Annotated in this window: 12 protein-coding genes and 3 tRNA genes; all 15 read right to left on the reverse strand. The window is 65.3% G+C overall.

What is annotated here, in order from left to right; all coding sequences use genetic code 11:
* Position 1 precedes the first annotated feature (1 nt).
* Positions 2-1,327, reverse strand: coding sequence for an NADH-quinone oxidoreductase subunit NuoF (nuoF, locus tag HLH48_RS18465; protein ID WP_182998953.1), 1,326 nt, complete (start codon positions 1,325-1,327; stop codon positions 2-4).
* A 14-nt stretch (positions 1,328-1,341) separates the two neighbouring features.
* Positions 1,342-1,980, reverse strand: coding sequence for a complex I 24 kDa subunit family protein (locus tag HLH48_RS18470; RefSeq protein ID WP_182998954.1), 639 nt, complete (start codon positions 1,978-1,980; stop codon positions 1,342-1,344).
* Positions 1,981-1,985: 5 nt separating this feature from the next.
* A complete protein-coding gene (locus HLH48_RS18475) occupies positions 1,986-3,236 on the reverse strand; it encodes an NADH-quinone oxidoreductase subunit D (protein ID WP_182998955.1) in 1,251 nt (416 codons plus the stop codon).
* Between the two features lie 52 nt (positions 3,237-3,288).
* Positions 3,289-3,927 (reverse strand): NADH-quinone oxidoreductase subunit C, encoded by a 639-nt coding sequence (locus HLH48_RS18480; RefSeq protein ID WP_182998964.1) that lies wholly within the window; start codon positions 3,925-3,927, stop codon positions 3,289-3,291.
* 19 nt (positions 3,928-3,946) lie between these two features.
* Entirely contained in the window at positions 3,947-4,522 is a 576-nt protein-coding gene (locus HLH48_RS18485; RefSeq protein WP_182998956.1) for a NuoB/complex I 20 kDa subunit family protein, read from the reverse strand.
* A gap of 37 nt (positions 4,523-4,559) precedes the next feature.
* Positions 4,560-4,925, reverse strand: a complete 366-nt coding sequence (locus tag HLH48_RS18490; RefSeq protein WP_182998957.1) for an NADH-quinone oxidoreductase subunit A — start codon at positions 4,923-4,925, stop codon at positions 4,560-4,562.
* A gap of 284 nt (positions 4,926-5,209) precedes the next feature.
* Positions 5,210-5,286: transfer RNA gene (locus HLH48_RS18495), tRNA-Asp, on the reverse strand.
* Between the two features lie 88 nt (positions 5,287-5,374).
* Positions 5,375-5,449, reverse strand: a tRNA-Val gene (locus tag HLH48_RS18500).
* A 133-nt stretch (positions 5,450-5,582) separates the two neighbouring features.
* The gene (locus HLH48_RS18505; RefSeq protein WP_012227333.1) at positions 5,583-5,867 is read right to left on the reverse strand and encodes an HU family DNA-binding protein; all 285 of its coding nucleotides are present in this window, start codon (positions 5,865-5,867) and stop codon (positions 5,583-5,585) included.
* A 171-nt stretch (positions 5,868-6,038) separates the two neighbouring features.
* A complete protein-coding gene (gene lon / locus HLH48_RS18510; RefSeq protein ID WP_246387514.1) occupies positions 6,039-8,438 on the reverse strand; it encodes an endopeptidase La in 2,400 nt (799 codons plus the stop codon).
* Between the two features lie 341 nt (positions 8,439-8,779).
* Positions 8,780-10,039 carry an ATP-dependent Clp protease ATP-binding subunit ClpX gene (gene clpX / locus HLH48_RS18515; protein WP_114727217.1) on the reverse strand — a complete coding sequence of 420 codons (1,260 nt, stop codon included), beginning with the start codon at positions 10,037-10,039 and terminating at the stop codon, positions 8,780-8,782.
* A gap of 207 nt (positions 10,040-10,246) precedes the next feature.
* A complete protein-coding gene (locus tag HLH48_RS18520; protein ID WP_182998959.1) occupies positions 10,247-10,885 on the reverse strand; it encodes an ATP-dependent Clp protease proteolytic subunit in 639 nt (212 codons plus the stop codon).
* Between the two features lie 199 nt (positions 10,886-11,084).
* Complete coding sequence (gene tig, locus HLH48_RS18525) at positions 11,085-12,422, reverse strand: trigger factor (protein ID WP_182998960.1); 1,338 nt, start codon at positions 12,420-12,422, stop codon at positions 11,085-11,087.
* A gap of 147 nt (positions 12,423-12,569) precedes the next feature.
* Positions 12,570-12,654 (reverse strand) — tRNA-Leu (locus tag HLH48_RS18530).
* A gap of 29 nt (positions 12,655-12,683) precedes the next feature.
* Positions 12,684-13,396 (reverse strand): ADP-dependent NAD(P)H-hydrate dehydratase (locus tag HLH48_RS18535; protein ID WP_182998961.1); only part of this gene is annotated, 713 nt, incomplete at its 5' end.

Here is a 13,396-nt window from a genome sequence, read left to right on the forward strand (position 1 = left end):
CTTACTCCGCCGCCACAGGAATGCCGAGCGGCACCTGCGTGATCCGCCCCACGCCGTGGGCCGCCTTGTAGGACGCGATCCGCTCCTCCATCACCGGACGGAAATGCCGGATCAGCCCCTGGATCGGCCACGCCGCCGCGTCGCCCAGCGCGCAGATCGTGTGGCCTTCGACCTGGCGCGTCACCTGTTCGAGCATGTCGATTTCCTCGATTTCCGCCCGACCCTCGACCATCCGGTTCATGACCCGCATCATCCAGCCGGTGCCCTCGCGGCACGGCGTACACTGGCCGCAGCTCTCATGCTTGAAGAATTGCGAGAACCGGGCGATCGCCCGGATGATGTCGGTCGATTTGTCCATCACGATCATGCAGCCGGTGCCCAGGCCCGAGCGCTCGGCGCGCAGGCTGTCGTAATCCATCAGCACCGTCTCGCACACCGACGCCGGCAGCACCGGCACCGAGCAGCCGCCGGGGATCACCGCCAGCAGATTGTCCCAGCCGCCGCGGACCCCGCCGCCATGCGTCTCGATGATCTCCTTCAGCGGCACGCCCAGCTCTTCCTCGAACACGCAGGGCGTGTTCACATGGCCCGAAATGGCCATCAGCTTGGAGCCGGCATTGTTCGGCCGCCCAAGCGCCGAGAACCACGAGGCTCCGCGCCGCAGGATGGTGGACGAAACCGCGATGCTCTCGACATTGTTGACCGTCGTCGGGCAGCCATACAGCCCCATCGCCGCCGGAAAGGGCGGCTTCATGCGCGGCTGCCCCTTCTTGCCCTCCAGGCTCTCCAGCAGCGCGGTTTCCTCGCCGCAGATATAGGCCCCGGCGCCGCGATGAATGTAGAAATCGAAATCCCAGCCCGATCCGGCGGCATTCCTGCCGATCAGCCCGGCCGCATAGGCCTCGTCGATCGCGATCTGAAGATGCCGCGCCTCGTTGAAGAACTCGCCGCGGATATAGATATAGGCCGCATGCGCCCCCATCGCGAAGGACGCGATCAACGCGCTTTCGATCAGCTTGTGCGGCTCGTGCCGCAGGATTTCACGATCCTTGCAGGTCCCCGGCTCGGATTCGTCGCCATTGATGACCAGATAATGCGGGCGCCCGTCCGAATTCTTGGGCATGAACGACCATTTGACCCCGGTCGGAAAACCCGCCCCTCCCCGGCCGCGCAGGCCGGACCCCTTCATCTCGTTGACGATGGCGTCGCGCCCGCGCGCCAAAATCTCGGCGGTGCCGTCCCAGTCGCCGCGCTGGCGCGCCCCGGCCAGCCGCCAGTCATGCTGACCGTACAGATTGGTGAAGATCCGGTCCTTATCCTGCAACATGCCGTCTCTCCCCCTCAGCCCTGCTTCGCTGGACTGTCCGCCAGCGTCCTGCGCCCACCTTCCGGCGCCGAATTCAGCCGGTCGATCGTCGGTCCCGGCACCGGGCGCTCGCCGCGCCGCAGCGCCTCGATCAGTTCGATCGTGCGCGGCCCGTCCAGATCCTCGTAGAAATCGTCATCGACCTGTAGGATGGGCGCATTGGCGCAGCCCCCCAGACACTCGACCTCGGTCAAGGTAAACAACCCGTCGGCGCTCGACTGGCCGAACCCCGAAATCCCGGTCGCCTTCTTGCACGCCGCGACCACCTCGTCCGAGCCACGCAGCCAGCACGAAGTCGTGGTGCAGACCTGAAGATGATACCGCCCGATCGGCTTGGTATTGAACATCAGGTAGAAGGTCGCCACCTCGTAGACACGGATCGGCGCAACCTCCAGCCGGCGCGCCACCTCGTCCATCGCCACGCGCGGCACCCAGGCGCTGCCGGTCTGCCGGCCCATCTGCTTCTGCACCACATACAGCAGCGGCAGCGTGCCGCTCGCCTTACGCTCGGGCGGATATTTGGCCAGGATCGCCGCGATCTGCTCTTCGCTCTCGGCATCGAAGGCGAAGCCGTCGGGCTGTTCGATCTGGTCGATGGGGGAATGAGCGGACATCTCTGTCACCTGTCTATCTCGCCGAACACCAGGTCCAGCGACCCGATGATGGCAACCGCGTCGGCCAGCATGTGGCGGCGCGACATCTCGTCGATCGCCTGGAGATGGGCGAAGCCGGTGGGCCTGATCTTGCACCGGTAGGGCCGATTGCTGCCATCCGCGACCAGATAGACCCCGAATTCGCCCTTGGGGCTTTCGACCGCCGTATAGGTCGCCCCCGGCGGCACGTGATAGCCTTCGGTGAACAGCTTGAAATGATGGATCAGCGCTTCCATCGAGCGTTTCATCTCCCGGCGCGGCGGCGGGGTGATCTTGTGGTCCTGCACCTTGACCGGCCCCGGCCTGATCTGCGCCAGGCACTGCTCGACGATCTTCACGCTCTCGCGCATCTCCGCCACACGCACCAGATAGCGGTCGTAGCAATCGCCCTGGCGCGTGACGGGAATGTTGAACGTCACCTTGTCGTAATTGTCATACGGTTGCGCGCGGCGCAGGTCCCACGGCACGCCCGACGCCCGCAGGCAGGGCCCGCTGAACCCCCAGGCCAGCGCCTGCTCGGTGGTGAACACGCCGATCCCCACCGTTCGCTGCTTCCAGATCCGGTTGTTGGTCAGCAGCGTTTCCAGATCGTCGATCCAGCGCGGGAAGTCCCGCGCCCACTCCGCGATCCGCTCCTCCAGGCCCGCCGGCATGTCACGCGCAACCCCACCCGGGCGGAAATAATTGGCATGGAAGCGCGCGCCCGACGCCGCCTCGTAGAATTCGATCAGCTTCTCGCGCTCTTCATACCCCCACAGCGCCGGGGTCAGCGCGCCGCAATCCAGCCCGAACGAGGTCAGGTTCAGGATATGGTTCAGGATGCGCGTCATTTCGGCGAACATCACGCGAATCCACTTCGCGCGGTCCGGGGCCTCGATCCCCAGCAGCTTTTCCGTCGCCAGCGCGAAGGCCTGCTCCTCGCACATCGGCGAGACGTAATCGAGCCGATCGAAATACGGCAGCGCCTTCGGATAGGTCTTGTATTCGATCAGCTTTTCGGTGCCGCGATGCAGCAGCCCGATATGCGGAATGGCGCGGGCGACGACCTCGCCCTCCATCTCCAGCACCAGCCGCAGCACACCGTGGGCCGAAGGATGCTGGGGGCCGAAATTCAGAGCGTGGGAATCGATCTCCACCGTCCGGATCTCGGCTTCGGCGGCCGCGCCCTCGGACAGCAGCGCCTCGGGAATATCCTCGTGAAGGACAATCTCGCTCATCGTCCGCTCTCCCTCACCGTGCGCGTCCTCGCCTCGTGTCTGGATGGTCCCGTCATCGCGGCAGCTTCAGCCCCTGGCGGGATTCATGCGCCTTCTCGTCGCCCGGCAGGGTCAGGATGCCCTCCCACGGCGATTCGAAATCGAAATTACGGAAATCCTGCGTCAGTTTGACCGGTTCATAGACCACCTGGCGCCGATCCTCGTCGTATCGCATCTCGACATAGCCGGTCAGCGGAAAATCCTTGCGCAACGGATGCCCCTCGAACCCGTAATCGGTCAGGATGCGGCGCAGATCCGGCTGGCCCGAGAACAGGACGCCGAACAGGTCATAGCATTCGCGTTCCCACCATGTGGCGCACGGCCATAAATGATGGACCGACGGCACCGGATTGGTCTCGTCCGTCGTCACGATCACGCGGATCCGGTGATTATGCGTCACCGAAAGCAGGTTATAGACGACCTCGAACCGCTCGGCCCGCGCCGGATAATCGACGCCGCACAGATCCATCAACTGCTCGCAGGCATAACGCGGATCGTCGCGCAACAGGCTCATCAGCGCCAGCAGCCGGTCGCGGCTGGTCCGCACCACCAGTTCGCCCCCCTCGATCGCGGCCGCGTGGATCCCCGGCACGCCGGTCGACAGCGCAAAGGCCAGGGCCCCCAGCGCGCCGCGCGCCAGAGACACCTGCATCGTCAGTTCGGCACCCGGTTCAGCCACGGAGAATCGTCCCTGTTCTGCGGATCTTCTTCTGCAATTGCAGGATGCCATAGATCAGCGCCTCGGCCGTCGGCGGGCAACCGGGGACATAGACATCCACCGGCACGATCCGGTCGCATCCACGCACGACGGAATAGGAATAATGGTAATAGCCCCCGCCATTGGCGCAGGACCCCATAGAGATCACCCAGCGCGGCTCGGCCATCTGGTCATAGACCCGGCGCAGGGCCGGCGCCATCTTGTTGGTCAGCGTGCCCGCCACGATCATCACATCCGACTGGCGCGGCGAGCCACGCGGAATGATCCCCATCCGGTCCAGATCATAGCGCGGCATATAGGCGTGGATCATTTCCACCGCGCAGCAGGCCAGCCCGAAGGACATCGGCCACAGGCTGCCCGTGCGGCCCCAATTGACCAGCTTGTCGAGATTGGCGACGACGAACCCCTTCTCGGTGATCTCGCCGGTAATCCCCTTGATGACGGCATCCTGTTCCGGCCCCGGGGGCAGCATTTCGCGGTTCCAGGCGATCGCGCCCTGCCCGTCCCCTGTCGCATCAGCTTTGTTCATGCCTCTGTTCCCTCCCGTAGCCCGGCCCCGGTGCCGCTCAATCCCAGTCCAGCGCGCCCTTGCACCATTCATAGATGAACCCGACCGTCAATATGCCCAGGAACCCCATCATCGACAGAAAGCCGAACAGGCCGATTCGCGACAGGCTGACCGCCCACGGAAAAAGAAAGGCGACTTCGAGGTCGAAGATGATGAACAGGATCGCCACCAGATAGAACCGGACATCGAACCGATGCCGCGCATCGTCGAACGCCTCGAACCCGCATTCATAGGCCGAGACCTTCTCGGCATAGGGCTTCTGATGGCCGCAGAGCAGGGAGCTTCCCAGCATCGCGCCGGCGATGACGACCGCCAGCACACCGAAGACGAGAACGGGGAAATAATTTGCGAGCACCGGCTGCATGGCGCGTCTCCCTGGCTGATGGCACGCCGACGCGGCGTCACGACGAAACAGGGCGTCGTCATGGTCAGGAGGTTAGACCCATCGTCCGGACCCGACCAGACCGCGACGCGTCATCAAGTGATGAACATTCCCGTGATGACGAATACGCCACGCGAACATGCGCGTTACGGACAACCCACATTTCTCCGGCCAGAATAAAGGGCCGGACACAGATCGGATTATTGGGGAAATGCACCTTGAGACAGGTGCCACGCGGTCGATCATTATCAGGCATGAAACGACCATGGCGCGAGTGACGGGGCTCGAACCCGCGACCTCCGGCGTGACAGGCCGGCGCTCTAACCAACTGAGCTACACCCGCGAAGGCGTGAGGCGGTGTTTAACCATGCTGCCCGGACGCGTCAACCAGACGATCGTCTTTTTGTCCGATCGCCGGACAGGCACCATGCTGGTGGGCGATGACGGGATCGAACCGCCGACCCTCTCGGTGTAAACGAGACGCTCTACCGCTGAGCTAATCGCCCTCGAAACCTGGCCGCACCTGCGCGGGCGGCGATCCGGCGCACCTGTCCGGTCAGGCTCCCAAACGGGGCTGGCCCACCGGGCCAGCCGGGGGCGGGCGAACGGGCCGCCCGCCCCAACCCTGTCAGGGCGTGATCAGCTCACGGCTTCCTTCAGGTTCTTGCCCGGCTTGAAGCGCACCGAGGTCGAAGCCGGAATGTCGATTTCCTCGCCCGTGCGGGGGTTACGGCCCTTGGCGGCCTTGCGGGTCGCCGTCACGAAGGTGCCGAAGCCCACCAGGCGGACTTCCTGCTTCTTCGACAGGGCCTTCTCGATCGCACTGAACACGGCGTCGACCACTTCGCCAGCCTTCGCCTTCGGCAGATCGGCATCATCCGCCACAGCGGCGACGAGTTCCTGCTTGTTAAGTGGCTTCTCCATTTTACGCCTTTCTTTCTCTGTGCGCGCGCCGGAACCATGTTTTCGCCAACGCCGCAGTGGCCCGCACTATGCAGCCGTTTTTCATCGCGTCAACCAAGCACACTCCCCCGATCGGCCGAAAATCGGGCCGAACCGGGGGGCTGGTGCCTTTTTGACACAATCAATGCGGTCTCAATGCGGCAGAGACGAGGCTGCCATTCCCGTTGCAGGGGCCGGGCTGGCCACCGCGTCTTCCGACTCCTGGCTCCACTCGATCGCCTCCGGGCGCCTGGCCAAAGCCTTGCCGATCACCTCGTCGACATGCGAGACGGGAATGACGCGCAGGCCCTTCTTCACCGTGTCCGGAATATCGACCAGGTCCTTCTCGTTATCCTTGGGAATGAAGACGGTCTTGATGCCCGCCCGATGGGCGGCCAGCAGCTTCTCCTTCAACCCGCCGATCGCCAGGACCCTGCCGCGCAGCGTGATCTCCCCGGTCATCGCCACGTCGCGCCGCACCGGGATGCCGGTCAGCACGCTGACCAGCGAGGTCGCCATCGCGATCCCGGCCGAAGGCCCGTCCTTCGGCGTGGCCCCCTCGGGCACATGCACATGCAGGTCACGCTTCTCGAACAGGGTCGGCTTGATGCCGAAACTCACCGCCCGGCTGCGGACATAGGACAGCGCCGCCGCGACGCTTTCCTGCATCACGTCGCCCAGCTTGCCGGTATGCTTGATCGCGCCCTTGCCCGGCACCATCACGCTCTCGATGGTCAGGATCTCGCCGCCCACCTCGGTCCAGGCCAGCCCGGTCACCACGCCGACCATGTCCTCGGCCTCGGTCTCGCCATAGCGGAACCGCTTCACACCGGCGTATTTTTCCAGGTTCTTGCGGGTGATCGCCACCTTCTTGGCCTTGCCGGTCACGATCTCGCGCACCGCCTTGCGGGCCAGGGTCGCGATCTCGCGCTCCAGGTTCCGCACGCCGGCCTCGCGGGTATAGCTGCGCACCATCTCGCGCAGCGCATCGTCGCTGACCGACCATTCGTCCGGCTTCAGGCTATGGGCCTCGCCCTGCTTGCTCAACAGATGGCGCTTGGCGATCTCGACCTTCTCGTCCTCGGTATAACCCGACAGGCGGATGATCTCCATGCGGTCCAGCAGCGGCTGAGGCATGTTGAGGCTGTTGGCGGTAGTGACGAACATCACGTCCGACAGGTCGTAATCGACCTCCAGATAATGGTCGGCGAACGTGCCGTTCTGCTCCGGATCCAGTACCTCCAGCAGCGCCGAGGACGGATCGCCGCGCCAGTCGGACCCCAGCTTGTCGATCTCGTCCAGCAGGAACAGCGGGTTGGAGGCCTTGGCCTTCTTCATCCCCTGGATGATCTTGCCGGGCATCGAGCCGATATAGGTCCGCCGATGGCCGCGAATCTCGGCCTCGTCGCGCACGCCGCCCAGCGACATGCGCACATAGTGCCGCCCCGTCGCCTTGGCGATCGACCGCGCCAGCGAGGTCTTGCCCACGCCGGGCGGCCCGACCAGGCAGAGAATCGGCCCCTTGACCTTCTGCGCCCGGCTCTGGACCGCCAGATATTCCAGGATGCGCTCCTTGACCTTCTCCAGACCGTAATGGTCGGTATCGAGCACCTTCTCGGCTTCGGCCAGATCCCCGCGCACTTTCGACCGCTTCTTCCACGGCAGGCTCAGGATCCAGTCCAGATAATTGCGCACCACCGTCGATTCGGCCGACATCGGGCTCATGGCCCGCAGCTTCTTCAACTCGCCCAGCGCCTTGTCGCGAGCCTCCTTGGGCAGGCGGGCCTTGGCGATCTTCTCCTCAAGCTCGGCGGTCTCGTCCCGGCCTTCCTCGCCTTCGCCCAGTTCCTTCTGGATCGCCTTCAACTGCTCGTTCAGATAGTACTCGCGCTGCGTCTTCTCCATCTGCCGCTTGACGCGGTTGCGGATGCGCTTTTCCACCTGGAGAACGCCGATCTCGGCTTCCATATGCGCGAACACCCGCTCCAGCCGGGCATTGACGCCAGGGATCTCCAGGATCTCCTGCTTCTCCGCGATCTTCAAATTCAGGTGGCTGGCAATGGTGTCGGCCAGCTTCGACAGATCCTCGATCTGGTTCAGCGAAACCAGCACCTCGGGCGCGATCTTCTTGTTCAGCTTGATATATTGCTCGAACTGCGAAACCACGGTGCGCCCGAGCGCCTCGCCCTCGTTATCGACGGTCGGCTCCTCGGCCACCGCGGTGATCTCGGCCTCGAAATGCCCATCGATATCGTGCAGCGCGGTGATCCGCGCCCGGCGCACCCCCTCGACCAGCACCTTCACCGTGCCGTCGGGCAGCTTCAGCAATTGCAGGATCGTCGACACCGTGCCGTAGCGATAGATGTCGTCGGCCGACGGATCATCCTGCGAGGCATTCTTCTGCGCGACCAGCAGGATCTGCTTGTCATGCTTGGTGACCGCTTCCAACGCCCGGACCGATTTCTCGCGCCCGACGAACAGCGGCACGATCATGTGTGGAAAGACGACGATATCGCGCAGCGGCAGCACCGCCATCGTCTCGGAGTCGGACATCCCGGCCCCCTCCCCGTCGGAGTCGGGCGCGGACACGGACACGGGCGAAACATGGTCCTCGACAGCGGCGGCCTCGCCGCTATCGGGACGATCGGACTCGGATCGGGTGGGTTTGGGCATATCGTGTGACCTCCTGAAGGACGATCGCGGGCAGGCGCCCAATGGCGGCGCGCACCGCCCGGTGTCTCGCTGACGCGATGACGGAAAACATCAAGTCGTCATTCGGGGCCGCCACGGCAAGACCCCAGAATGAGGAGAAGAAATCGGGCATGACCGCCGGCGCGCGGCATCCACCGATGCAGGATGGAAATCTCGGGGGAGCAGGCGGCACGCGCGACCGATCAGGCCGATTGCTCCGCGGGCTTTTCCTTGCCGTAGACATAGACCGGGCTGGTCTTGTTCTCGGCGACCTCCTTGTTGATCACGACCTCCTCCACGTTCTCCAGCCCGGGCAGGTCGAACATGGTGGACAGCAGGATGCTCTCCATGATCGCGCGCAGGCCGCGCGCGCCGGTCCGCCGGGCGATCGCCCGCAGCGCCACCTGCTTCAGCGCGTCCTCGGTAAAGGTCAGCTTGACCCCTTCCATCTGGAACAGCCGGGCATATTGCTTCACCAGCGCGTTCTTCGGCTTGGTCAGGATCTCGATCAGCGCCGCCTCGTCCAGGTCCTCCAGCGTCGCCACCACCGGCAGACGGCCGATAAACTCGGGGATCAGGCCGAATTTCAGCAGATCCTCCGGCTCGACATCCCGCAGGATCGCCCCGGTCCGCCGCTCGTCGGGCGACTGGACATCGGCACCGAAGCCGATGCCCGAGCCCTTGCCCCGCGCGCCGATGATCTTGTCCAGCCCGGCAAAGGCTCCGCCGCAGATGAACAGCATGTTGGTGGTGTCCACTTGCAGGAATTCCTGCTGCGGATGCTTGCGCCCGCCCTGCGGCGGCACCGAGGCCACCGTCCCTTCCATGATCTTCAGCAGCGCCTGCTGCACGCCCTCGCCGCTGACGTCACGGGTGATCGACGGATTGTCGGATTTGCGCGAAATCTTGTCGATCTCGTCGATATAGACGATGCCGCGCTGCGCCCGCTCGACATTGTAGTCGGCGGCCTGCAACAGCTTGAGGATGATGTTCTCGACATCCTCGCCGACATAGCCGGCCTCGGTCAGCGTGGTCGCGTCGGCCATCGTGAAGGGCACGTCGAGAATCCGCGCCAGCGTCTGGGCCAGCAGTGTCTTGCCCGAGCCGGTCGGCCCGACCAGCAGGATGTTCGACTTCGCGATTTCGACGTCGTTGTTCTTCTGGCTGTGGGCCAGGCGCTTGTAATGGTTGTGGACCGCGACCGACAGCACCTTCTTCGCATGGAACTGCCCGATCACGTAATCGTCCAGAACCTTGCAGATCTCCTTGGGAGTCGGCACGCCATCGCGCGACTTCACCAGATGCGTCTTGTGCTCCTCACGGATGATATCCATGCACAGTTCGACGCATTCGTCACAGATGAAGACAGTCGGACCAGCGATCAGCTTCCGGACCTCATGCTGCGACTTGCCGCAGAACGAGCAGTACAAGGTGTTCTTGGAATCGCTGGACTTGTTATTCATAACCGCTCCTCACCCCGGAATGCCGGGCCGCATGGCGTCCGGACCGGGGTCGAAAATCTTGACTCAGGACGAGCCTCCTATCAAGCCCGCCCAAGCCGGCGGGCACCGCCGAAGATCAGCAGGACATGCCCCACCTTGGCATCCCGCCCCCGCATCCCGGAGGGCTTCAGGGCCGGGACGCGCGATAAATCACTATCTTGGCCGGCCTCAGCTCTTGGCCGCGGCCGTCGATGCGTGATTGCGCACCACCTCGTCCACGATGCCGAAGGTCAGCGCCTCGTCGGCCGACATGTAGCTGTCGCGCTCCAGCTTGCGCTCGATCTCTTCCAGCGACTGGCCGGTATGGGTTTCATAGATCTCGTTCAGGCGCTGGCGAATCGTCAGGATCTCGCGTGCCTGGATTTCGATGTCGCTGGCCTGCCCCTGCGCGCCGCCCGAGGGCTGATGCACCATGACGCGGGCGTTCGGCAACGCGAACCGCCGCCCCTTCTCGCCGCCCGCCAGCAGCAGCGACCCCATCGAGGCCGCCTGGCCGATGCACACCGTGCTCACCGGGCTGCGGATATACTGCATGGTGTCATAGATCGCCAGCCCGGCCGACACCACGCCCCCGGGGCTGTTGATGTAGAACGAGATCTCCTTGGTCGGGTTCACGCTCTCAAGATACAGGAGCTGCGCCGACACCAGGGCCGCCACCTGATCGTAGACCGGCCCGGTCAGGAAGATGATCCGTTCCTGCAACAGGCGGGAATAGATGTCGAAAGCCCGCTCCCCGCGCGAGGTCTGCTCGACCACCATGGGCACTAGGGCGTTGCTGAAGATCTCCACGGGATCCCGATCCCTCATAGTCTCATTCCCGTTCCTGAAGACGCGAAGACCCGACTCACCATCCCGAGGGCACCTGCGGCGCCGCCGGGCATGGTGGCCGGGTCGTTCCCCGGTTACCTCCATCAAGATAGAGATAAACCGTCCGGATACCACCCCACCGCCATCATTTCGCGGCGATAAAAGCGATGGAGGCTCCGTTGGCGGAAAACCGGGCCGATCAGAGATCGGCGGGCGGGATCTCGGCCAGTTCCTCGGGCGTCACGTCCTTGTCGGTCACCGTGGCCAGCTCGATCACGTAATCGACGACCTTGTTCTCGAAGATCGGGCCGCGCAGGCTCTCGGCCGCCTGCGGGTTCTTGCGGAAGAAGTCGAACACCGCCTGTTCCTGGCCCTGGTAGCGCATGGCCTCGGCGCGGATCGCCTGCAACATCTCGTCCTGCGAGACGGTGATGGCGTTCGCCCGGCCGATCTCGGCCAGCAGCAGGCCCAGCTTCACCCGGCGCTCGGCGATCTTGCGGTAATCGGCCCGCAGGGTCTCCTCGTCCTTGCCCTGGTCTTCATCGTCCAACTGGCCTTCCTTGCGGTCGGCCTCGACCCGCTGCCAGATCTGGGCGAACTCGGCCTCGACCATCCCCTGGGGCGCCTCGAAATCGGTCTTCCCGGCCAGCGCGTCCAGCAGCTCGCGCTTGATGCGTAGGCGCGACAGTTGCTCGTATTCCTGCTCGACCTGCTTGGTGATCAGGTCGCGAACCTGCTCCAGCCCCTCGAAACCCATCTTCTTGGCCAGGTCGTCGTCGATCGCGACATCGATCGCGCGCTTCAACCCCTTCGCCTTGATGTCGAAGGTCGCTTCCTTGCCCGCCAGGTTCTCCGCCGAATAATCGGCCGGGAAGGTGACGGTGATCACCTTCTCCTCGCCCGGCGACAGGCCCTCGATCTGCTCGGCGAAACCGGGGATGAAGCCCGCGCCGCCGATCTCGACATTCACGTCGTCGGCGGTGCCGCCCTCGAACGGCTCGCCGTCCAGCTTGCCCACGAAATCGACGACCACGATATCGCCCTGCGCGGCCGGACGGATCTCCTCGATCGTCTCGAAATTGCGCTGGCGGCTCGCAATGTCCTTCAGGGCCTTGTCGACCGTCTCGGCATCCGGCGTCGCCTTCAGGCGCGTCAGCGTCAGCCCCGACAGGTCAGGCTGCGCGATCTCGGGCAGCACTTCCATCTCGACGGTGAATTGCAGATCGGCCTTGCCGTCCGCCTCGGCACCGGACACCAGGTCGACGCGCGGCTGCAACGCGGGGCGCAGATTGCGGTCCTCCAGCAGCGCGCGGGTGGCCTCGCTGACGGCCTGCTCCAGCACCTCGCCCTGCACGGCGGCACCGTAGCGCTGCGTGACGAGGCTCAGCGGCACCTTGCCGGGACGGAAACCCGGCAGGCTCATGGACTGCCCCATTTCCTTCAGGCGGGCGGTCCGCTTGCTCTCCAGTTCGCCGGCGGGCACCGTGACGGTAAAGCCGCGCTTCAGGCCGTCGGAAAGCGTTTCAGTAACCTGCATCTGCCAGGCCATCCTCTCGGTCAGAACTTCCAAAGAACGCACGTGTCCACCCCGGACGGCGACATCCGCACGCCAAAACAACCGGCACGGGCAGCGCCGCGCGCGGCGCCCGACTCCCACACCAATTCCATCAGTCTCTCGCCGGGCTGGTGCGGGCGGAGGGACTTGAACCCCCACGACTTGCGCCACCAGAACCTAAATCTGGCGTGTCTGCCAATTCCACCACGCCCGCATCGGCGCCCGGTCTCCAAGCGCGCGGCTTTAGCGCACGCCGCCAGATCCGGCAAGCCGACAAAGGCGCGAGTCCGCGCCCCGGGGCGCCGCCGCCAGGCCCAGCGACACCGCCCGCGCCCTGGCCGCCCCCAGATGCCGGTCGAACTGCTCGGCCACCGGCCAGGGTCCCGCGCGCATCCCGGCCTCGCCATGAATCCACACCCCGGCGCACGCCGCCTGCCACGGCGCCATCCCCGCCGCCAGAAGGGCGGCGATGATCCCGGTCAGCGTATCGCCCGACCCGGCGGTCGCCAGCGCCGCCGAGGCATGGTCGTTGATCGCCGCCCGGCCGTCGGGCGCCGCGATCACGGTATCCGGCCCCTTCAGCACCACCACGGCCCCGATCCGCCGGGCGGCCGCCCGCGCCGCCGCCAGCCGCCCGGCCGGCGGCGCGCCGAAGACCCGGGCGAACTCCCCTTCATGCGGCGTGACCACGCTCACCCCGGCCAGGCGCTCCGGCGCCCCGGCCGCCCAGGCGAACGCCCCCGCATCGGCCAGCACCGTCCGCCCAGCCTCCAGCAACATGGGCAACACCCGGCCCACCTCCTGCTCCGTCAGGCCCGGCCCGCAGACCCAGACCACCCTGCGCCGGTCCTCCAGCAGGCCGGACAGGTCGCCGTCATCCACGACCAACCCCGGCTCGGCCATGCGGTACCGATCCGCCGCCGGCCCGGCCGCCAGCAGCACCAGCCCCGCCCCGG

Origin of the sequence: Gluconacetobacter sacchari, assembly GCF_014174255.1 — a bacterium.
In the GTDB taxonomy this organism is placed as follows: domain Bacteria; phylum Pseudomonadota; class Alphaproteobacteria; order Acetobacterales; family Acetobacteraceae; genus Gluconacetobacter; species Gluconacetobacter sacchari.